The 21,756-nt window shown below is 64.9% G+C and carries 16 protein-coding genes; 9 read left to right on the top strand and 7 right to left on the bottom strand.

What is annotated here, in order from left to right; genetic code table 11:
• Position 1: 1 nt before the first annotated feature.
• From LJ760_RS11515 to speB, 4 genes are all read right to left on the bottom strand, one after another.
• Positions 2–1,666: an MDR family MFS transporter gene (locus LJ760_RS11515; RefSeq protein WP_374200058.1), complete on the bottom strand. Its 1,665-nt coding sequence runs from the start codon at positions 1,664–1,666 to the stop codon at positions 2–4.
• 41 nt (positions 1,667–1,707) lie between these two features.
• Positions 1,708–2,220 carry a MarR family winged helix-turn-helix transcriptional regulator gene (locus LJ760_RS11510; protein WP_227923089.1) on the bottom strand — a complete coding sequence of 171 codons (513 nt, stop codon included), beginning with the start codon at positions 2,218–2,220 and terminating at the stop codon, positions 1,708–1,710.
• A 119-nt stretch (positions 2,221–2,339) separates the two neighbouring features.
• Entirely contained in the window at positions 2,340–4,022 is a 1,683-nt protein-coding gene (locus tag LJ760_RS11505) for a thiamine pyrophosphate-binding protein (RefSeq protein WP_227923087.1), read from the bottom strand.
• Complete coding sequence (speB, locus tag LJ760_RS11500; protein WP_227923084.1) at positions 4,019–4,987, bottom strand: agmatinase; 969 nt, start codon at positions 4,985–4,987, stop codon at positions 4,019–4,021. Before speB ends, LJ760_RS11505 begins: the two co-directional genes overlap by 4 nt.
• A gap of 122 nt (positions 4,988–5,109) precedes the next feature.
• Between speB and LJ760_RS11495 the strand changes: the two genes are divergently transcribed.
• Positions 5,110–6,807 carry an FAD-dependent monooxygenase gene (locus LJ760_RS11495; RefSeq protein WP_227923081.1) on the top strand — a complete coding sequence of 566 codons (1,698 nt, stop codon included), beginning with the start codon at positions 5,110–5,112 and terminating at the stop codon, positions 6,805–6,807.
• Between the two features lie 25 nt (positions 6,808–6,832).
• Here the strand turns inward: LJ760_RS11495 and LJ760_RS11490 are convergent, their stop codons facing one another.
• Entirely contained in the window at positions 6,833–7,408 is a 576-nt protein-coding gene (locus LJ760_RS11490) for a helix-turn-helix domain-containing protein (protein WP_227923078.1), read from the bottom strand.
• 150 nt (positions 7,409–7,558) lie between these two features.
• Between LJ760_RS11490 and LJ760_RS11485 the strand changes: the two genes are divergently transcribed.
• Entirely contained in the window at positions 7,559–9,091 is a 1,533-nt protein-coding gene (locus LJ760_RS11485; protein WP_227923076.1) for a sodium:solute symporter, read from the top strand.
• A gap of 7 nt (positions 9,092–9,098) precedes the next feature.
• On the opposite strand, the gene LJ760_RS11480 is transcribed toward LJ760_RS11485, so the two are convergent.
• Together LJ760_RS11480 and LJ760_RS11475 are read right to left on the bottom strand one after the other, a co-directional pair.
• A complete protein-coding gene (locus LJ760_RS11480) occupies positions 9,099–10,265 on the bottom strand; it encodes an AI-2E family transporter (protein WP_227923074.1) in 1,167 nt (388 codons plus the stop codon).
• Positions 10,266–10,281: 16 nt separating this feature from the next.
• Positions 10,282–12,093, bottom strand: a complete 1,812-nt coding sequence (locus LJ760_RS11475) for a long-chain-fatty-acid--CoA ligase (protein ID WP_227923071.1) — start codon at positions 12,091–12,093, stop codon at positions 10,282–10,284.
• A gap of 333 nt (positions 12,094–12,426) precedes the next feature.
• Here LJ760_RS11475 and LJ760_RS11470 point away from each other — a divergent pair, with 333 nt between their 5' ends.
• The 7 genes from LJ760_RS11470 to LJ760_RS11440 all read left to right on the top strand — a co-directional run bounded on the left by LJ760_RS11470 (position 12,427) and on the right by LJ760_RS11440 (position 21,739).
• A complete protein-coding gene (locus LJ760_RS11470) occupies positions 12,427–13,557 on the top strand; it encodes a VIT1/CCC1 transporter family protein (RefSeq protein WP_227923069.1) in 1,131 nt (376 codons plus the stop codon).
• Positions 13,558–13,713: 156 nt separating this feature from the next.
• Positions 13,714–15,003, top strand: coding sequence for a DUF6507 family protein (locus tag LJ760_RS11465; protein WP_227923067.1), 1,290 nt, complete (start codon positions 13,714–13,716; stop codon positions 15,001–15,003).
• Positions 15,000–16,862: an alpha/beta hydrolase gene (locus LJ760_RS17500; protein WP_227923065.1), complete on the top strand. Its 1,863-nt coding sequence runs from the start codon at positions 15,000–15,002 to the stop codon at positions 16,860–16,862. Before LJ760_RS11465 ends, LJ760_RS17500 begins: the two co-directional genes overlap by 4 nt.
• Entirely contained in the window at positions 16,859–17,443 is a 585-nt protein-coding gene (locus tag LJ760_RS11455; RefSeq protein WP_227923062.1) for a hypothetical protein, read from the top strand. The genes LJ760_RS17500 and LJ760_RS11455 overlap by 4 nt, the downstream gene beginning before the upstream one ends.
• 11 nt (positions 17,444–17,454) lie before the next feature.
• Entirely contained in the window at positions 17,455–17,637 is a 183-nt protein-coding gene (locus tag LJ760_RS11450; protein WP_227923060.1) for a hypothetical protein, read from the top strand.
• A gap of 368 nt (positions 17,638–18,005) precedes the next feature.
• Positions 18,006–19,913, top strand: a complete 1,908-nt coding sequence (locus LJ760_RS11445; protein WP_227923057.1) for a BCCT family transporter — start codon at positions 18,006–18,008, stop codon at positions 19,911–19,913.
• A gap of 263 nt (positions 19,914–20,176) precedes the next feature.
• Entirely contained in the window at positions 20,177–21,739 is a 1,563-nt protein-coding gene (locus LJ760_RS11440; protein WP_227923056.1) for an alpha/beta hydrolase, read from the top strand.
• The last annotated feature ends 17 nt before the right edge of the window (positions 21,740–21,756 follow it).

Genomic DNA, 21,756 nt, shown 5'->3' with positions numbered 1-21,756 from the left:
CTTACGGCGCGGTGGTGCCGGCTTTTTCCGTGCCGTCGGTGGTCCGCGGTGCGGATCCCTGGCTGCCGGCGCCCGGCACGGTAGCCGGTTCGACAGCGGACATGGCACCGGTGTGCAGGATTTCCGCACCGCCGGCAAGGCCCGGTTCCACCGGGTTGGAGGAGGTGGGCTTGATGTCCAGGGTCCGGCGCAGTGCCTTCTCCTTGATGAACAGCACAGCAACCAGCGCGATGACGGCCACCGCGGCGGCGATCTTGAAGATGTCCGCCGTGCCTTCCGCATACGCGATCCGGAAGAACATCTGGACCTCTGGCGGGAGCCCAGCCAGGTCCAGCGTGGCCGTGGTGCCGCCGCCGTCGGTCGGCATGCCTGCCTTGTCCAGTTCCTCCGTGACCCGCCGGCTGACGGAGCTCGAAAGGACCGCGCCCAGTACCGAGACGCCGATGGCGCCGCCCACCGTGCGGAAGAAGGCAACGGACGCGCTGGCGGAGCCGACGTCGCTGACCTTGACCGTGTTCTGCACGGCCAGCACCAGGTTCTGCATCAGCAGGCCCATGCCCACACCGAGGATGAAGATGAAGAGGCTGACCAGGATCATGTCGGTCTCATGGTTGATGAAGCCGGCCAGCCCCGTCCCGAGGATCACCAGGACCGTGCCGATGATCAGGAACCGCTTCCACTTGCCGAAGCGGGTGATCAGCAGGCCGGACCCTACGGACCCGAGCAGGTTGCCGGCAATCATCGGCAGCATGAGCAGTCCGGCCTCGGTCGGAGTGAAGCCGCGTGCCAGCTGGAAGTACTGGCCCAGGAACGTGGTGGAACCGAACATGGCGATACCTACCGCAACCGAGGCGATGATGGCCAGGGCGGTGGTCCGCTGGCGGATGATCTTCAGCGGAATGATCGGCTCGGCGACCTTGGACTCCACCAGCACCAGCAGTGCCAGCAGGATGACGGATCCGCCAACCATCGCGGCCGTTTCCCATGACCACCATTCGTAGTAGTCGGGCTTGCCGGCGAAAGAAACCCAGATCAGGAGCAGGGAGACGCCCGCGGTGAGCAGGATCGAGCCGAGCCAGTCGATCTTGGCGGGACGGCGCACATGCTGCAGGTGCAGCGTGACCTGCAGCAGGAAGAGGGCGACGACGGCGAGCGGAACGCAGAGGAAGAAGGTCCAGCGCCAGCCCAGCGGGCTGTCTACGATGAAGCCGCCCAGCAGCGGGCCGCCGGCGGTGGCCACTGCCATTACGGCGCCCATGTAACCGGAGTACCTGCCGCGTTCCCGCGGCGGAATGATGGAACCGATGATTGCCTGCGCCAGTGCCGTCAGGCCGCCCATGCCCAGGCCCTGGATGACGCGTGCGGTCAGCAGCAGGTCCATGGAATGGGAGAAGCCGGCGAGGACGGACCCGGCAACGAAGATGACGATGCTCAGCTGTACCAGCAGCTTCTTGTTGAACAGGTCCGCGAGTTTACCCCAGATCGGGGTGCTTACGGCGTTGGCCAGCAGGGCGGCCGTGACCACCCAGGCGAAGTCGGTCTGCGTTCCGTGCAGGTCGGCCATGATGGTCGGCAACGCGTTGGCCACGATGGTGGTGCTCAGCATTGCCGTGAACAGTGCGGCAAGCAGGCCGGTGAGGGCCTGCAGGATCTGTCGGTGGCTCATGTCACCGGGGACGTGTTTCTTCCGGGCGGTCTTGGAATCGGTCACTTAGTTGTTAGCTCCTGCGGATCGGATACGGGGGTTTCCAGCGTCGGCTCGGCGGCTCCGGGCGCTCGGCGGATGGAGGTGAAGAGCGCGTCTGAGAGCGTTCCAAGGGTGTCGGACGCGAGCTGCGCCTGGTCCTCGGACCAGGCGGCAAGGGCTTCCTGCAGCAGGACGGCCCGGGCCTTGAGTGCTTCGCGGAGGACTGACTCCCCCAGCTCGGTCAGGCTGATGAGGTAGGCGCGGCGGTCCTGCGGATGCGGGCGACGCCGGACGTAACCGAGTTCTTCCAGTTCCGCGACGTGGCGGCTGAGTCCGGCAGGGCCGACACCGAGTTTGGCTGCAAGCTCGGTTGCCCGCAGCTCGCCGTCTTCGCCGATCATCCGCATGACGCCCTGGAGTGCCACTCCGGGTCCACCGATGTCGGCGCTGTGCTGGGTCACGCACCGCAACGAACGTTGCAGGGCGAAGATCTTCCGGATCAGGTCATCCGCCGTTTCCTGTTGCATGGGCATGGGGATGGGTCTCCGGAGGTTGGCACTGATAGTTGACCTAGGCAACTATACGCCGAAATTTGCCTAGGTCAACTAACTAAAGGGAGTCCTCGCTCTCCCGGATCCGGCAGCCTGAATGATTAAGCCAGGTGGGTGGGAGCAAAAAGTCCTATCCGGGCTTCAACTACGACTACGTTGGGGCCTTCTCCGGCAAATGCCTCTTCCAATGCCGTGCGGATGTCCGCTGGAGCGCAGCGGCGGGCCGGAACACCGAAGGATTCCGCGAGCTTCACGAAATCCGGGCGTGCCAGTTCCGTAGCCGTGGCCTTGCCGAACGCGTCCTCCATGTATTCGCGCAGGATGCCGTAGCCGCCGTCGTCGACAATCAGCCAGGTGACGGGGAGGTTATGCTGCCGGGCCGTGGCCAGTTCGGAAATGGAGTACATGGCCGAACCGTCGCCGGACACGGCAAGCACCCGCTCCCCCAGGCCCACTGCACCGCCGATTGCGCCCGGGTAGCCGTAGCCCAATCCGCCGGCGCCCTGGGCGGAGTGGAACTGGCCGGACTTCGCGTCCCAGCAGCTCCAGGCCCAGTAGGCGGAAATGGTCATGTCCCAGTAGGTCTGCATGTCATCGGGGACGGCGGCGCGGATGTCCGCCATGAAGCGGCGTTCCATGTCGAGGCCCTGGGTATCCAGCCGGGCCTGCACCCGGGCCAGGGCGCCGGCCACCAGCTCCTCGGCGCTTTGTCCGTGCCAGTCGGGAATGTGTTCCGCCGCCGGCAGGGCGGCATCCAGTGAGTCCAGGGCCTGCCGGGCGTCGGCGCGGATACCCAGCGCCGGCCGGTTGGACTCCAGGACCCGGGGTTCGGCGTCGATCTGGATGATCCGGCCGCGGGGCGCCATGGTGAAGTAATTGGACGTCACTTCGCCGAGCGAGGAGCCGATGACCACCAGTACGTCGGCGTCCTCGAGCACCTCCGTCATGTGCCGGTCCTCCATCCAGGACTGCAGGGAGAGCGGATGGTTCCAGGGGAAGGCTCCGTTGCCGCCGGGGGTGCAGATCACCGGGGCGTGCAGCTTCTGGGCAATGGAAAGCAACGCAGCCTCGGCACCGCTGCGGCGCACTCCGCCGCCGGCAATGACGGCGGGCCGGCGGGCCTCGGAGAGCCAGCGCACGGCTTCCTTGACCAGTTCGCTGCGTGGAGGGTTGTCGAACGGTTCCGCCAACGCGTCTTCTACGGCAGGCACCATGACCGGGTTGAGCAGCACGTTCTGCGGGATCTCGATCCACACCGGCCCCGCCGGGGAGGAGATGGCTTCCGTCCAGGCGTCCTGGATGGCGGACGGGATGCCGGAGGCGTGCTGGATCAGCCGCTGGCTCTTGGTGACGTTGGCTGCGGAGGCCTTCTGGTCATCGAGCTGGTGCAGCATTCCCCTGCGCCGGGCCCCGAGCCCGTCAATGGGAATCTGGCTGGCCACCACGATCATCGGCACTCCTGTGGCATAGGCCTCCTGCAGCCCGGCCAGCGAGGTCAGGGCGCCGGGACCGGTGGACAGGAACAGCACCCCCACCTGCCCGGTGGCCCGGGAAAAACCGTCGGCCGCAAATGCGGAGTTGTTTTCCACCCGGGAGGAAATGAACTCCAGCCGCGAACGGGAGAGTGCATCGAACAGTCCCAGGGCATGCTGGCCGGGGATGCCGAATACCTTGCTGGCACCGAGGGCTTCGAGGGTTTCCACCACCAGGTCCCCACCGTTGCGGACGGAACCGGTCCCGGGAACGGCCTCGCCTGGACCCGGGACAGTGGAATCGGCACTCATGCGGACAGTCCCATCAGGGTAATCAGGTCATAGGCCACGTGTGAGGCGGCCACGGCGGTGATGTCGGCATGGTCGTAGGCGGGGGCGACCTCGACGACGTCGGCGCCCACCAGGTTCAGTCCGCGCAGCCCGCGCAGGATCTCCAGCAGTTCGCGGCTGGTGATGCCGCCGGCCTCGGGGGTGCCGGTCCCCGGCGCGTGGGCCGGGTCCAGGACGTCGATGTCCACGGACACATACAGCGGACGGCTGCCGATCCGGTCCCGCAGCTTCGCCACTACCTCATCCACGCCCTGGCGGTAGACATCGGAGGAGGTCAGGATGCCGAAGCCGAAGCGGCGGTCATCCTCAAGGTCCTTCTTGCCGTACAGCGGACCTCGGGTGCCCACATGGGAAATGGCCTCGGTGTCCAGGATGCCTTCCTCGACGGCGCGGCGGAACGGGGTTCCGTGCGTGTACTCGGCGCCGAAATAGGTGTCCCAGGTGTCCAGGTGTGCGTCGAAGTGCAGCATGGCTACCGGAGAACCGGCACGTTCTGCGGCGGCTCGCAGCAGCGGCAGGGCGATCGTGTGGTCCCCGCCCAGGGTCAGGAGCTTGGTGCCATGCTCCGTGAGGTCCAGGGCGTTTTGCTGGACGGTCTCGATGGCTTCATTGATATTGAAGGGGTTCACGGCCATATCGCCGGCATCGGCCACCTGCAGGTTTTCAAACGGGGAGGCATCCAGGGCCGGGTTATAGGGGCGCAGCAGCCGGCTGGCCTCGCGGACATGGTTGCCGCCGAACCGGGCGCCGGGCCGGTAGGAAACACCGCTGTCGAAGGGCACTCCCACCACCGCAACCTCGGCCTGATCCACCTGGTCCAGGCGGGGCAGCCGGGCGAAGGTGGCAGCCCCTGCGTAGCGCGGGACCTGCGCCGCATCCACGGGTCCGATGCGGCCGTTCGCGTTCACACGGGGAAGGTTGTCCATAGGTAGTCTCCGGTTCCGGGATGGGCGTCGTCGCCCGGTGGGCTGGGTTACCTGAGGGTAACCAAAAGTTTACCTAAAAGCTAAAGTGGAACTGCGGTTGGGGTCAAGACTAGGCTGAGGACATGGCGGCTCACGATAACAGCGAAGACCCTAACTACGACGTCGATGTCCTGATTGTGGGTGCCGGGCCTACGGGCCTTGCGCTGGCCGCCCAGCTGGCCGCTTTCGGCGCCAGTTTCCGCATCATTGACCGGCGCCAGTCCCCGGGAACCGAATCGCGGGCCATTGCCATCCAGCCGCGCACCTTGGAAGCCCTGCGGCCCTTCGGCGTCAGCGGCGAGCTGGTTGCCGCCGGACGTCCAGCCCGCGAGCTGCACCTCCACCTGCCGGAGGAAACGCTGGAAGTGGACCTGTTCGACACGGGACTGGAGGATTCAGCGTTCCAGCAGTTGCTGTTCCTGCCCCAGACGGACACCGAGCGCATCCTGACCCAGCACCTGCTTTCCCGCCGGGTACGCATTGAGCGCGGCGCGGAACTCCAGGACCTGGAACGCCTGGATCCCGAGGACCCGTTTGCCGGAATGGAAGCAAAGATCCAGCGGATGGACCGCGGCATCGAGCGCATCCGTGCCCGTTACGTGGTTGGTGCCGACGGTGCCGGGAGCACGGTCCGCGCCAAGGCAGGCATGGACTGGCGCGGCGGAGCCTACCCGGACACCTTCATCCTGGCCGACGTCGAAATTGACGGTGCGGAACCCGATGCCGTGCATTCCTACCCCACCGAGGACGGGTTCCTCTTCCTGTTCCCGCTCGGCGGATCCGCTACCTGGCGGATGATCGCAATTAAGCCGCCGCATCACCCTGCCACCCTTGAAACAATGCAGGAGCTGGCCGATACCTTTACCCATGGCGCCCTGCAGGTGCGGGATCCGAAGTGGATCAGCACCTTCCGCCTTTCGCACCAGATGGCCGAGTACTTCCAGCGGGGTTCGGTGTTCCTGGCCGGCGACGCCGCCCATGTCCACTCCCCCGTTGCCGCCCAGGGCATGAATACCGGCATCCAGGACGCACTGAACCTGGGCTGGAAACTCGCCCTCGGCGCCCGCGGGCTCGCCAGCGATGAGCTGATTGACAGCTATCACGCCGAGCGACGGCCCGTGGGCCAGGAAGTCGTGTCCACGACGGACCGCATCTTCAAGCTCGCCACCAGCCGCAACGGCCTCAAGAAGCTGCCCCGCACCAAGCTCCTGCCCGCGCTGGCCCCGAAGGCCATGGGCTGGGACGGGCTCCGCTCGCGGCTCTTCCGGACCATGGCCCAGCTGAACATCAACTACCGCGGCAGCAGCATGGTCGACGCCGGGGATTCCCGCCGGCCGGCGCTTCTGGCCCGCGGCGTCCGCCCCGGCGACCGCCTGCCCGATGCCGACGTCATCTACCAGGACCGGGAACGGCGCCTGCAGGACCTGGTGGCCACGCCCGGCTTCTCCATCCTCCTCAGCGGACCCGGCTGGCCGCAGGACGCACCGCGCCAGCTCCGGACGGCACTGCCCCAACTCGCCGGACTGCTGAATATCCAGCAACTGACCGTCGGCAGCAGCCTCATTGCGAATTCTCCGGGCATCATCAAGGACGTCAGCGGTCTGGCCTTCCACCGCCTGGGCCTAAGCTCGCGCCGGCCTGAACTGCTGGTCATCCGCCCCGACGGCTACGTCGGCTACCGGTCCTCCGGTCGGGATATCACCGGCGCGGTGGAGTACCTGCAGCGCTTGACCAGAGAATCCGTGGCCGAGCCTGCGGCTGGCAATACCCTGTCCGCCTAGGCACCGCTGCGCCTGGCTCCGCAGCCTAAGCGCCGCCGGGGCTGACGAGGGTCCAGAGCACAATCGTTTCCTCGTCGGACGGGTTGTGCCAGGAGTGCGGCTCCCGGCCGGGGAAGGTGACCGTGTCACCTGTCGTAAGTTCGATCCGCTCGTTGCCCAGGATGAGTTCGAAGCTGCCCTGGGCAACGTGCAGCACCTCCACTTCGCAGTCCACCGAATAAAGATCTGCTTCGCCGGACCCGCCGGGTGCAATCACTGAACGGACCACTTGGACGCGCCGTTCCGTCCTGGCCGTGACCAGCCGTTCCACTATTCCCTCGCCGCCCAAGCTGATACGCGGGGCATCCGCCAGCCGCGTCACATTGGTTTCGGGTGCGGCGAAGAGGTCGCCGATGGAAATGGAAAGCACCTGGCACAGGGTCAGCAGGGACGCCACTGACGGAGAAGTCAGGTCCCGTTCCACCCGGCTCAGGAAACCCTTGGTGAGGCCGGTGGCTTCAGCCACCTGCTCAATGGTCAGATGCCGGGCCTGGCGTGCGGAGCGGATCCGCACGCCAATCGCCACCGGAGCGTTGGTCGGTTCTACGGGCAAGGCCTTCATGCTTATGAGCATACCGAGGGAAACATGCACGTAATGCGGTGGTATTGCGGGGCGGCTAAATTGACGGCGTGACTGAAAGCACATTAGCTTCAGTAAACACTTGTTGCCTGTCAGGCAATTCGACGCCGGTTTCCTAGCTCGAGGACTGCAATGGAATACATCAACGGGACCATCGTGGTCCTTTACCTGCTGGCAATGTTGGGTTTCGGTTGGTGGGGCAAGTCCCGCACCAAGAACGTCAGCGACTATCTGGTGGCCGGCCGCCGGCTGGGGCCGCTCTTTTACACCGGAACCATGGCCGCCGTCGTGCTCGGCGGGGCCTCCACGGTGGGCGGGGTGGGGCTCGGTTACAAGTACGGCATCTCCGGCATGTGGCTGGTGGTCGCCATCGGCACCGGAGTCCTGCTCCTCAGCCTGCTCTTCGCCTCCACATTGCAGAAGCTGCGGATCTACACGGTGTCGCAGATGCTGTCCCTGCGTTACGGGACCGAATCCACGAAGGTCTCCTCGATCGTGATGCTGGCCTACACGCTGATGCTCTGCGCCACCTCCACCGGCGCCTACGCCACCATTTTCGTGGTCCTCTTCGGCTTTGAGCGGTGGCTGGCCATTGCGGTGGGCGGCGCCGTCGTCCTCGTCTACTCCACCATCGGCGGAATGTGGTCCATCACACTCGCCGACATGGCGCAGTTCGTTATCAAGACCATCGGCGTCTTCGCCCTGATGCTGCCCTTTACGCTCTCCGCTGCCGGGGGCCTTGACGGCATCCGGCAGCGGGCGGGAGCGGAATTCTTCAGCATCACCGGTATCGGCGCGCAAAGCATTATTACCTATTTCGTGGTCTACACGCTGGGCCTGCTGATCGGCCAGGATATCTGGCAGCGGGTCTTCACGGCACGCACCCCGCTTGTGGCCCGCTGGGGCGGCACCGCGGCCGGGATCTACTGCATCCTCTACGGCGTGGCCGGGGCACTGATCGGTATGGGCGCCAGCGTTGCTCTTTCCGCGGTGGAGTCCCAGGATGACGTCTACGCCGATGTCGCCATGACCCTGCTGCCCGTCGGCCTCGGCGGACTCGTCCTGGCCGCTGCGGTGGCCGCCATGATGTCCACTGCCTCGGGTGCGCTGATTGCTGCGGCCACCGTCGCGCGGACCGACGTCGTCCCCTTCGTCCGCGGATGGTTCCACCGTGGTCCCGGCAGTTCCACCGGCCGGAGCGCCGGCACCGGGCCGGAGACCGGGGACGACGCCGGAGAAGACATCGCGTCCAACCGCTACTGGGTACTCGGGCTGGGCATTGTCGCGATCATCGTGGCCATAGTCGTCCAGGACGTGGTCGCTGCGCTAACGATTGCGTACGACATTTTGGTGGGAGGACTGCTGGTGAGCATCCTGGGCGGACTGGTGTGGAAGCGCGGCACCGGACTGGGTGCAGCCGTGTCCATGGCTGCCGGAACCGTGGTGACCCTGGGAACCATGATCTACCTTGAGATCCAGGCTGCTGCCCCGTACGACGGCGTGTACGCCAATGAACCGATCTACTTCGGGCTCGCTGCGTCGGCCGTTGCCTACTGCGTGGTTTCGCTGCTCTCCCGTCCCACGGATCCTGAGGTCCGTGCAGCCTGGGACAAGCGGGTGGCCGGCACCTCCACCGCCGAGGCGGAAGAAGTGCCGGCCACCTAAGCCGGGCCTACTTTTCCGCAGATTCCATTTCCGGCTGCTCCTCCGGATCCGGGATCTCCTTCGCGTCGAGGTCCTCGCCGTCGTCTTCGCCGGTCCAGACCTTGATCACGGCCCAACCCACTGCCGCGATCGGGACGGCCAGGATGGCGCCGACAATGCCGGCCAGGATGGTTCCTGCGGTCAGGGCCAGCAGGATCACCAAGGCGTGGATGCTCAACGACTTGCCCATCACCACCGGTTGCAGGAAGTTGCCCTCCAACTGGTTCACCGCAATGATCACCACGACGACGATCAGGGCAACAACCGGTCCGTTGGCCACCAGCGCGATCAGGGCTGCGAAGACACCGGCCGCGGTGGCGCCAACCAGCGGGATGAACGAGCCGACAAAGACAATCACGGTCAGGGGCAGGGCCAGCGGAACCTGCAGGATGAACAGCGCCGCCCCGATGCACACGGAATCGACCAGCGCCACAATGGCGGTGCCGCGGATGTACCCGCCGAGAACCTCCATCACCCGGAAGCCGGAGAGCCGGGCCTTGTCCCGGCGGTCTCCTTCCGGGAACATGCGCAGGAAGAAGGCCCAGATGCGGTCCCCGTCTTTGAGGAAGTAGAACAGCACCACGGCCATCAGCAGGAACCCGGTGGCAAACGTCGTGGCCGCGGAGATCCCGGCAATGGCCCCGCTGCTTACCGTGCTGCTGGTAGCAAAGTCGATCACGGCGTCCCGCGCGTTGGCGAGCATCTCCTGGTCGATCGGGAGCGGGCCGTTGAGTACAAAGTCATAGAGCTGGTCGAAGCCTGCAACGGCCTGGTCCACCAGATCGCTCCATTCGCTGCGGATAGCGAACACAATCCCGGTCACCAGCCCGCCGAAAATGCCGAGCAGCAGCAGGAAGGACAGGCCTGTCGCCAGCGCGCTGGGCCATCCCTTGCGGCGTAGCCAATTCACGAACGGAGCGATTGCCGCGCCCAGGATCAACGCGAGCAGCACCGGAATCACCACCAGGGTGACCTGCAGCAACCCGTAAACCGTCACCGAAACCAAAAGCAGGATCAACAGGATCTGGGCGGAGCGCTGCCCGGCGTGGCCGAGGGGGCCGCTCCAGTACCGTCCGGGCCTGGCGTGATCCGGCTGGGTATCCCGTTGAACCCTGTTAGGGCTTGATGCGCTCATGTTCGCTACTTCCTAGTCAGGGCTTGTTCTGGAGATCGGTGGGGGAATTCGTTTCTGCGGTGCCGTCGGCCGGCGCGGAACCGGTGCCGTCGTCCGGCGCGGAACCGGCGCTGCCGTTCTGCAGGCTGTCGCGGACATGCCGGCGCAGGACCTTCCCGATCAGGGACTTCGGCAGCTCCTGGATCTCCACGATCCGGCGGGGCACCTTATAGGCTGCCAGTTCCTTGCGCACGAATGCCCGCAGTTCCTCGGCGTTAAAGCGGGAACCAGCCTTGGGTACCACCGCTGCCACCACATCCTCGCCGCCGCCGGAACGGAGCAGGCCGACGACGGCGACGTCGTCGACGGATTCGTGGCGCTTCAGGGCGTTTTCCACTTCCGAGGGGGACACGTTGAAGCCGCCGGTAATGATCAGCTCCTTGATCCGGTCCACGATGGTAACAAAGTGGTCCTCGTCCACGGTGACAATGTCCCCGGTACGGAACCAGCCGCCGTCGAGCAGTACCGCCTCGGTTTCCCGGGGCTTCTTCCAGTAACCGGCAAAGACCTGCGGGCCCTTGATCAGCAGCTCGCCGCGGTGGCCTCGGGGAACGTCGACAGTAGGATGCTCAGGATCCACCACCCGGATGTCGGTCAGCGGGAAAGGAACGCCCACCGTTCCCGGTTTCCGCGACTTGGCGAACGGGTTGCCCAGCGCGATGGGAGACGTTTCGGTCAGGCCGTAGCCTTCGATCAGGAGTCCGCCGGTGGCTTCTTCCCAGATCTCGACCGTTCGAGGCGGGAGGTTCATGGCACCGGAAATGGCAGACCGGACGCCCTTGAGCGAAATGTTCTGTTCCTTGGCTCCCGCGGCCAGGCGCTCGTAAATCGGCGGTACGGCCGGGAGGAAGGTGGCCGGGGTTTTCTTCATGGCCTTGAGCGTCATGTCGACGTCGAACTTGGGGAACAGCACCACCCGGGCCCCCAGGCTCATAGCGGTGGTGAGGCACAGGGTCAGCCCGTAGGCATGGAACATGGGCAGGACGGCGTAGAAGGTTTCATGGCCGGGCTTCAACCCGGGAACCCAGGCGCGTCCCTGCGCCGCATTGGCCACGAGGTTCGCGTGCGTCAGCATCGCACCCTTGGGATCTGCGGTGGTTCCGCTGGTGTACTGGATCGCCGCCAGGTCCGACGGCTCCGGACGCGGATGGCGTTTGCGCAGCGGGCGGTTGTCCAGCAATTCCCGCCAGCCCACAACTCGCCGCGGGCCGCGGGGCGGACGCTTGGAAGCGGAAAGGGCGGCACGCGCCTCGCGGAGGGCGGGAACGGGAAGCTTCAGCGCCAGCCGGTTGATCAGCGGCATGGCCGGGATCAGTTCCACTGAAACGATGCTGCGCACCGGAATATCCGCCGGCAGCTTCTGGACATTCTCCACAACCTTGTCCCAGACCACGGCCACGGTGGCACCGTGATCCTCGAACTGGTGCCGCAGCTCCCGGTCCGTATAGAGGGGGTTGTGTTCCACCACCACGGCTCCCAAACGGAGGACGGCGTAGAACGCCACCACGTGCTGCGGCGAATTGGGCAGCACAAGCGCCACCCGGTCGCCCTTGCGCACGCCGAGTTTCATCAAGCCCGTCGCCGCACGACGGATCTGGTCCCCCAGTTCCTCGTAGGAAGTGGTGGCACCGAAGAACTGCAGGGCGGTCTTGGATCGGTATTTGCGGACCGAGCTCTCCACCACGTCAACGAGGGACTCATCCGGGAGGCTGAAGCCTTCCAGGACTCCCTCGCTGTAGTGGCGGGTCCAAGGGCGGGCAGGATCCGTAAGAGGGAAGTTTTTGCTCACAATCTGACTCTAGCGCCTGCCCGACACGGACAAGAAGTCAGGGTGCTTAGGGACGAAACCGGGCTCGGGCGTATCGCGCAGTTCCGGCCGGTTCAGCCGCCGGATTCGACTACACTTGGACACGCGAAGGGGAGTAGCTCCGGTGCGGACTTGATGGGTCATTCCAGACGGTTCAGTTTCCGCCGAGGCCTGTCGACATACTGGACGCCGCGGCGTCCCGGCAGTCCACCCGCCGGCATCACGCCGCGGGCGAGCGAGACCTTCGGTCAGAAGAGTTGTCTTTTACTTTGGACTGACCGGATCCCTCCGTTTCCGGTCCCTGTCAGGAGCACCGTGAATTCCCATTCCTCGCCGGAGCCCGCGTTCAGCGAATCCAGCGTTCCTTCCAACGCCGACAAAAAGCGATGGCGGCAGTATCTGGCCGATGAACAGGCCGAAGCAGCGACCTACCGGTATCTGGCTGAACGCCGGGACGGTGAGGAACGCGACATTCTCCTGGCACTGGCCGAGGCCGAGGGCCGCCATGAAGAACACTGGCGTACGCTGCTGGGCGACGACGCCGGGCGCAGGGCGCGTGCTTCCTTCCGCAACCGGGTCCTCGGCCTGCTGGCCCGCCGTTTCGGCTCGGTGTTTGTACTGGCATTGGCGCAGCGCGCCGAGGGCCGCTCCCCCTATGCGCAGGATCCAAATGCCACCAGCGCGATGGCCGCGGATGAACAGATTCATGAGGAAGTGATCCGCGGGCTGGCCACCCGGGGGCGGACCCGGTTGTCGGGGAACTTCCGGGCGGCAGTGTTCGGCGCCAATGACGGCCTGGTCAGCAACCTTGCCCTCATCATGGGCATCGGCGCCACCGGAGTGTCCAGCACGTTTATCCTTATCAGCGGTCTGGCCGGCCTACTTGCCGGAGCGTTGTCCATGGGCGCGGGAGAGTACGTCTCGGTCCGGTCCCAGCGTGAACTCCTGGAGGCCTCCCGGCCCACCCAGATCACACTGTCGGCCGCGAAGTCACTGGACATTGACGCCAACGAGCTGGTGCTGGTCTACCGGGCACGCGGTATGACCAAGGAAGCGGCCGAACACCGTGCGGCAGAACGGATGGGCCTCTACAGCTGCGACTGCGATCCGAGTTTCTCGCTGAACCCCGAGGCTGACGCCGAAGAAAAACGCGACGAGCACGAGTCCGTAGGGACAGGGCTGGGTGCTGCTGCTTCCAGCTTCTGCTTCTTCGCATCCGGTGCGGTGATTCCGGTACTCCCCTACCTGTTTGGCCTCACCGGAATGACCGCCGTCGTCCTCTCCTGCGTCCTGGTGGGTCTGGCGCTGCTGATGACCGGCGCCGTCGTCGGCCTGCTCTCCGGCGCCTCACCCCTGAAACGGGCCCTGCGGCAGCTGGCGATCGGGCTGGGTGCCGCAGGCGCCACCTATCTGCTGGGCATGGTTTTCGGGACGACCGCCCTCTAGGACACGGAGCATGGGTAGTTCTCCCCATGTACGGATTCCTTCCGGCGGGTTATGTTCTTCCTGACATTCAGGGGGAACTGTCATAGTGCGGCTCTCCTGCCGCCTCGCGACTGCAGCATTGTTACTGCGGTCGGGGGCCCGTACAAGGGGGAGAAAATGGGCGCCTATGACATAGACGCTGCAACAGTAGGCAGGATAATCACGGACAGCGAGTCCATCCTGTTGCAGAACGAGAGTCTTTACATCGACCTTCAAGACCGGATCGACGGTGTTGAAACCGCACTCGGCAAGAGTGGGGCACTCGCGGCGTTTTCGACGTTCGCTTCAGAGACGCTGATGCCGGGCGCCAAGACGGTAATCACCCGGAGCGATAACGCCGTCCTTGCAACCCGGCGGGCCCTGAACGCCTATGTCCAGGGTGACGAGGAGATGGTGGCGAATGCGCAGCAGGCGGCAGCGAGCATCGCGCCGCTTGCCCCTTCCCCGGCACCAGCCCCGGGGCCGGCTCCCGCTCCAGAACGTCCCCTGCCCGGGTCCATCCCCATCGTCCCGTTGTTGCCTGCTCCAGGAAACGTACTCCACCCGCTGCCGGCGCCCCTCCCCGAGGCCAACCCCGGCGGAAACGTACTCCACCCGCTGCCGGCGCCCCTCCCCGAAGCCAACCCCGGCGGAAACGTACTCCACCCGCTGCCGGCGCCCCTCCCCGAAGCCAACCCCGGCGGAAACGTACTCCACCCGCTGCCGGCGCCCCTCCCCGAAGCCAACCCCGGTGGACCCATCGCCGAGCCTGCCCCCTACTACCCGGCCAACCCCGGTGGAAACGTACTCCACCCGCTGCCGTCGCCCCTCCCCGAAGCCAACCCCGGTGGACCCATCGCCGAGCCTGCCCCCTACTACCCGAGCAACCCGGGCGACCCGGGCCGCGGCGCTATGTGGCCCGGACTGGACCCTGGATTCTGGATCGACCCTTCAGGTCCGGACTTCGAGCGCCTTCCCGGCGAAATGCCGCAGGAGATCACGAAGATGCCCGAAGTCATCCCCTGGATGCCGGAATTCATCGACATCGCACCAAAACCCGAAATCATCCCCTGGATGCCGGAATTCATCGACATCACACCAAAACCCGAAATCATCCCCTGGATGCCGGAATTCATCGACTTCGCGCCAAGGCCGGAAATCACCGCGTGGATGCCGGAAGTTATCCACTTCGAGCCAATGCCGCTGCCCGAGGTCATCGATATCAAGCCGATGCCGCTGCCGGAAGTCATCCATTTCGAGCCGATGCCGGATACGGCGCCCGGTGACTTTGGGGGCGCCGGCGTCACACCCGAACCCACCCCCGTGCCGCGGGAAATCAACGGCATTCCAGTAGCGACTCCCCTACCTGACCAGACGCCGTCCGACGCGGAGCCCAACAAGACCCGCGGAAGGTGGGGTTTGACGTGAGCATCAATGTTGATCTGAGTGGTACCGACAATCTGCCCAACGAGGCGGCGCTGCTGGCTGCTGCCGCGCGGCTGGACAGACGCGTTGAACGTATGGCTGATACCTTGGACGACGCCCAGGCCAAGTGGCAGACCGTCGATTCCTTCTACCGCGCCCCGGAAGCAAACCTCGTGTACACGGCGATGGACAAACCGCGCGACGACAGCGAGGAGATCCTGCTTGCGGTGCGCTCCTCAAAACAGGCGTTGGAGGTCTTCGCGGAAGAAATCACCGCAATCAAGGCAAAGCGCGCTGAGCTCAAGGCCAAAATCGCAACTGCCCAAGCGCAAGACAAGCGCGAAGCCGAAATCATCGATGGCATCGGAGAATTCGGCTTCCTCGGAGAGGCTGTCAGCAAAATCGGGTCCGTCATGGACTCCGCGGACGCTTTCATGGATCAGTTCATGCTCCAAAGGGAAGCGGACCAATTGGCAGCCGAACTTCAAAAGGCAGAGCAGGAGTGTAGCCGGGCGCACAGGGCCTTGGTCCGTCCTACTGCTGATGTTCCGCCAATCAGCAAGGAAGCCCTGAACGAATGGGCTATCCAGGATGTCACCCAGGCCTACAACCGGGTGCAGAACTCCATCGGTGACCCGACTGTAGCCATGCAGCAGTATCTTGCGCTCTTGGCCGGGCTCAGGCCCGACCAGATGGAACAGTTCCTGGCCCGTAACCCAGAGGCCGCGCTCTCGCCGCCGGCTCTCGGATCGGATCCCCAGAAAAATAAGGAAGCCTGGGAGAAGCTCACGCCGGAGCAGCGCGCTGTCATCAGCCAGAAGGTGCCGTCCCTCGTAGGCAATCTGGAGGGCATTCCTTACTCAGACCGAATTGCTGCGAACAACGTGGCGCTGGACCTGGCACTGGCCCAGGACCCGCTTCCGGATGCACAGCGGGATGTCCTGATGGAAATAAAACATGCCGCTGACCCCGGCCGCGACAACCGGACCGTCCGCGGACTGATTTCCTTTGATCCCACGCACCCGCCGCTGGCCGCTTTGGCTATCGGAAATATGGATACTGCTGACAACGTCACGTGGAATGTCCCGGGGATGGGAACGACCGCCGGGTCCATGGATGATTGGGCCAAGGGGTCACAGAACATTTACGATGCCCAACTGAAGCTTGGCGGCGGCGACCCGGCGGTAGTTGCCTGGATCGGTTACCACACACCAGCCATGCCGCCCTCCACCGAAGTCTTGGGCAACAAACATGCCCTAGACGGAGGTGAGCGGCTCGCCTCATCGCTGAATGGCTTCAACGCTGCCAGCGACGGCCGTGATACTTACGTTTCGGTGGCAGCGCACTCCTACGGCACCACTACCACCGCTCACGGCCTGACCGGGATTGATTTTGACGTGGACTCTGTGGCGTTTTATGGCTCCGCCGGCCTGGACAACACGGCCCTGGCGGACATGCGCATTAAAGATGGTCCCGGGGGGCAACCGGCGTTGTTTGCTACCCAAGCCACCCAAGACGACGTCGCATCGCTTGGTCGGTCCTCAGGTCGCACCGACCCGCTGGGGGACGGTTTCGGGGCACATGAATTCAGTTCGGAGGGGGACGCAGAGCGGGAGCTCAAGCAGACCCTGGGACACTCCGTCATCGGGGAAGACGATGACAAATGGAATCCCCTGCACACCTACGATAAACATGGGTATCTGGACGTTGGAACGCAGAGCCTGGATTCCATCGCCAAGATTACAACCGGAAACGGTGATGTGGTCCTACAGCGCGAGGAAGAATTAGCGGATACTTCGAGAGCCTTTGAAGAGAGACGGTCTGAGATGCCTTATTACCCGCACAGTTTTGGCAGACGATGAACCGGCTGACCCTGGCGGTTGGCTCGATCGCCCTTGCCCTAGCCCTAACGGTGGCCGGCTGCGCCACCCCGTTCGATTCAGAGGACACCATGAAAAGTGAAAACGGCCAAGCCGTGGATCAGTCCAGGCCTGCCTCGGAGCTGCTCGCCAGGATGCTGGAGCTGAGCGATGAAACCACCAAGGTCCACGGTGGACAGTGGACCTATTCCAATGACGCACGTTCAGCCTGGGACGGTACGAAAACGAGCGGGTATATCGCGGATACCTGTACGAGGCTGAAGCCCGGAAGCGGCGAGAAGCGCGCGTACCGCTACAGTTCGATGATCATGGGCCCCGCGGTGGAAGACCCGGAAGCCGCCATGGACAAGTATGTCTCGCATTTCGAACAGCAGGGATTCACCGAAACCAACCGTTACGATTCCCCAGTGCCCAAGTCCCTGGGACCGGGTTACTACATCATGGTTACCCTTCAGGACGAAGAGGGAAGCACATTGGTTTACCAGGCCGGCACCCATCTCAGCAGCCTGAGCTACGAAGGACCATGTTCCTACGACCCCGAGATGGAATTCCGGACCACCTAGAAGACGACCACATGACAATTCGAAGAGCCACCGCCCTCCTTCAGCGCATGATGGAACTGACTGAAGAGACTGTTCAGCTCCACGGCGGCCGGTGGGTCCATGGCGACCCCGAGGAGACTGTTTGGGATGCCAACGACCCCAGTGCGCTCGCACCGTCTCCGTCGAAGGTCCCTGCACGGATGATCCTGCGATGAAGATTCGCCCCAGCCGCGAACCGTAACAGCTTCACCTCAGCGTCCGTGGCCCGACGCACAGTGCAGGGTGGCCTATAGCACAGCCACCAGGTACGGCGCCGGGGACCAGTGCGCAAGCGCCCGTGCGGCGTCCTCCGGGGACGCTGTCCAATTTGACTTGACGCGTTGCAGGCCGCGAGTCTGGAACTAACACTTGCGAATTATGTAAAGGGACGCAGAAGCTAGGCAGCGTTACTTTATCGATTCCGGAGGACGGCGTACCGTCCGTCACACGCTCAAATAAAGAGTGACTGCCATTCTGCCTGCCCGGGTCCTTCAACGAGGGGCTCGGGCCCTTTTGCGCTGACATGCTGACATAAGGAAGGCCTATGGCTACCACAGAAGGTCCACCGCGCGACGCCGGGAGGCATGCGGCTGACCCCGTCGCCCCGGTTCCCGCCAACACCCACTCCTCCGTTGCCCCGGAGGATCCCTCCACTTCGTCGATGCCCATCGTGGAGCAGGAACACGAACTCGTCCAGCAGCTCATCGAGGGACAGCGCGAGCAGGAAGCGGCGCTCAGTCGCGGCGTGCCGGCGAAGCTCGACAAGGTGATCTTCGCGATCACCGGCGCCCTTGCGCTGGCGTTCATCGCGTGGGGCTTCTTCGGGACAGACAGCCTCTCCGCCGTCTCCTCGACGGCACTGGACTGGGTCATCACCAACGCGGGCTGGTTCTTCGTGCTCCTGGCCTCGTTCCTCGTGGTTTACGTGATCTGGCTGGCTGTGGGACGCTACGGCAAGATTCCCTTGGGCCAGGACGGCGAGGAACCGCAGTTCAAGACGATCTCCTGGATTTCCATGATGTTCGCCGCCGGCATGGGCATCGGCCTGATGTTCTACGGCGCGGCCGAGCCCCTGTTCTACTACATCTCCCCTCCCCCCGGCACCGTTGACGGCCAGACCCCCGAGGCCCTGCAGACCGCCATGGGCACGTCCCTGTTCCACTGGGGCCTGCACCCGTGGGCCATGTACGCCGTCGTCGGCATTGCCATGGCCTACGGCACCTACCGTCTCGGCCGCCGTCAGCTGATTTCGTCGGCCTTCACCTCACTCTTCGGCGTGAAGCGCGTGGAAGGCCCGCTGGGCAAGGTGCTGAACATCTTCGCCATCTTCGCTACCCTCTTCGGCACCGCGGCATCGCTGGGCCTCGGCGCCCTGCAGATCGGCAGCGGCCTGCAGTCGGTCGGGTTCCTCGGAACCGCCGGAACCACCGTCCTGGTCGCGATCGTCGCGATCCTCACCGGTTGCTTCGTGGCGTCCGCGGTTTCCGGTATTTCCCGCGGCATCCAGTGGCTGTCCAACATCAACATGGTCCTCGCGCTGGTGCTGGCCGCCATCGTTTTTGTTGTGGGGCCGACCCTGTTTATCCTCAACGTCATTCCGGCAGCGATCGGTGACTACGCCGCCAACCTGGCATCCATGGCTTCCCGCACCGAGGTGTCCGGCGACGAATCCATGCGCGCCTGGCTCTCCAGCTGGACCATCTTCTACTGGGCCTGGTGGCTGTCCTGGACGCCGTTCGTCGGTATGTTCATTGCCCGCATCAGCCGCGGCCGCACCATCCGCCAGTTCGTCACCGGCGTGCTGGTGGTTCCTTTCGTTGTCAGCGTGGCCTGGTTCTCCATTTTCGGCGGCGCCGCGATCGGTACGCAGCAGGAAGCGGCAGCCAACGGCACACCGGGGCTCACCACCATGGTCGACGGTGAACCCACCATTGATTTCGACGGCTCGCTGTTCGACCTGATTGCAGCCCTCCCCATGCCGAACCTCCTGGCCGCTGCGGTGGGTATCCTCGCCATGGTCCTGGTGGCCATCTTCTTCGTCACCGGAGCGGATTCGGCCTCCATCATCATGGCGTCGCTAAGCTCCAACGGAGCCGAGCACCCGTCCCGCGGCGTCGTTATCTTCTGGGGCGTCCTTACCGGCGCCGTGGGGGCGGTGATGCTGCTGGCCGGCGGCGATGACCCTGCCGAGGCGCTGGACGGCTTGCAGCGGATCACCATTGTGGCCGCGCTGCCCTTCGCCGTGGTTATGCTGCTGATGACCATCGCCTTGGCCAAGGACCTGGCCAAGGACCCGCTCTCACTGCGGCGCCGACTTGCCGTTTCCGTGGTGGACCGGGCCATCCAGGCCGGCGTGGACGAACATGGCTCCTCCTTCGATCTGCACACTACCGAGCACGACGACGGCCCGGACGCCGGCGCCCCGGTGAGCGCCGCGCCGGAACGCAAGTAGCCGACCCGCTCGCTACGTAATACGGAAGGTCCCCTAACATTTTCTGTGCGGGGACCTTCCGTTTTTTGAACCAATCCAACCTCATCCCGGGTCCACCGGGTGCATAAACCACAACACCGCACCGCACAATAGATGCCGCCGAAACAGGGCTCCCAACGGGTGAATTTGCCTGCTGGCCTTGTGCCCTCTTCCTCCTCCTCATAGTCTGCGGAAAGTTACCGCCCGGTAACCACTCGTGCTTTCCCGCAGACAATGAGGTCACTATGAGGAAACATCTGGGCATCTTGGCGGTGTCCGCCGCGCTTCTGGGTTCATCCCTGGCCGCCGCGCCCGCCGTCGCAGCGCCGGGGGCACCGGCTGTAGCTGCACCCGCGCCTGCCAGCCGCACCGACGTCGTTATTACCAGCTTCGACGGCACCCCGATCCACACGAACTTCTTCCCGGCCACCGGCCTGGCCGCCGGACAACAGGCACCCACCGTGATGGTGGGACCCGGATTCGGGCTGCCCGGCGGGCGCATCCCGTTGAGTACCACCAGCACGCTGATCGGCTCCATCGGTATCGCTCCCCTGCGGGACGCCGGCTACAACGTGGTGACCTGGGATCCACGCGGTTTCGGGCTCAGCGGCGGTGAGGCCTACGTCAACAACCCTGCCTATGAGGGCAGGGACGGTTCCGCGATCATCGACTACATTGCCACCCAGCCCGAAGCGCAACTGGAGTCCCCGGGAGATCCCGTCCTCGGCATGGCCGGCGCGTCCTACGGCGGCGGCATCCAGTTTGTCCTCGCCTCCCAGGACCAGCGCGTGGACGCCATCACCCCCACCATCGCCTGGAATGACCTGACCACCAGCCTGTACAAGGCCGGTTCCTTCAAGACCGGCTGGGGTGCCCTGCTCTGCGCCGAGGGGACGGCACTGGGACAGCTGGGCTCCCTCGTCGGCAACCAGGGCGCCCTCGCGGCCCCGGTCCGCAAGGCCTGCCAGGAAGGCCTGACCTACCCCAACCAGCTCAGCGCCGAGTCCATTGCATACTTCGAATCCCTGACCCCGGACTCCCTGTTCACCTCAATCACTGCCCCTACCCTGATCATCCAGGGCACCGCCGATACCCTTTTCACGCTGGACGAGGCCCGGCGCAACTATGACCTCATCCGCGGCACCGGCACGCCAACCAAGATGCTGCAGTTCTGCGGCGGCCACGGGTTGTGCAATTCCACTGCCGGACCGGACCGGATCACTCCCGCGGTGTTGAACTGGTTTGCCCGTTACCTCCGGAACGAACCCGTGGATACCGGCGCGGCCTTCCAGTTCATCGACCAGGCCGGCGTGACCCGCGGAGCGCCCGGATACCCGCAGGCCACCGGCGCGCTGACCGGTACCGGAAAGGGGTCGATCGTCCTCTCCCCCGCTGCCATCAGCGGGGCAGTCGTGGCGGCCGCCGTCGCTCCGGTGGCAGTCAACGTCCCCATCAGCGCCCCCACGGTGACGACGTCGGTCTTCGGCGCACCGCAGCTGACGCTGACCTACCGCGGCTCTGCCCGGCAGGTCAACACCCATGTCTACGCCCAGATCATTGACCGGTCCCGGTCCTCCCTCGTGCTGGGCAACCAGGTCACACCGATTCCGCTGATCCTGGACGGGAAGGAACACACCCTGACCATCCCCTTGGAAGAGGTTTCCTACACTGCCGATCCAAGCACCCGGCTGGTCCTGCAGGTCACGCCCGCCACCTCCGTCTACGCGCTGCCGAAGGCGACGGCGCTGACCAGCTTCAAGGCGTCAGTCACCGTGCCCACCGTGGCCGCCTACCCGGCGATCCCCTAGGGTCGACTAACGAAAAA

Source organism: Arthrobacter sp. zg-Y895 (assembly GCF_020731025.1).
In the GTDB taxonomy this organism is placed as follows: Bacteria; Actinomycetota; Actinomycetes; order Actinomycetales; family Micrococcaceae; genus Arthrobacter_B.
Note: the sequence above shows the minus strand (reverse complement) of the source record. Positions and strands in the feature narration are given on the sequence as shown.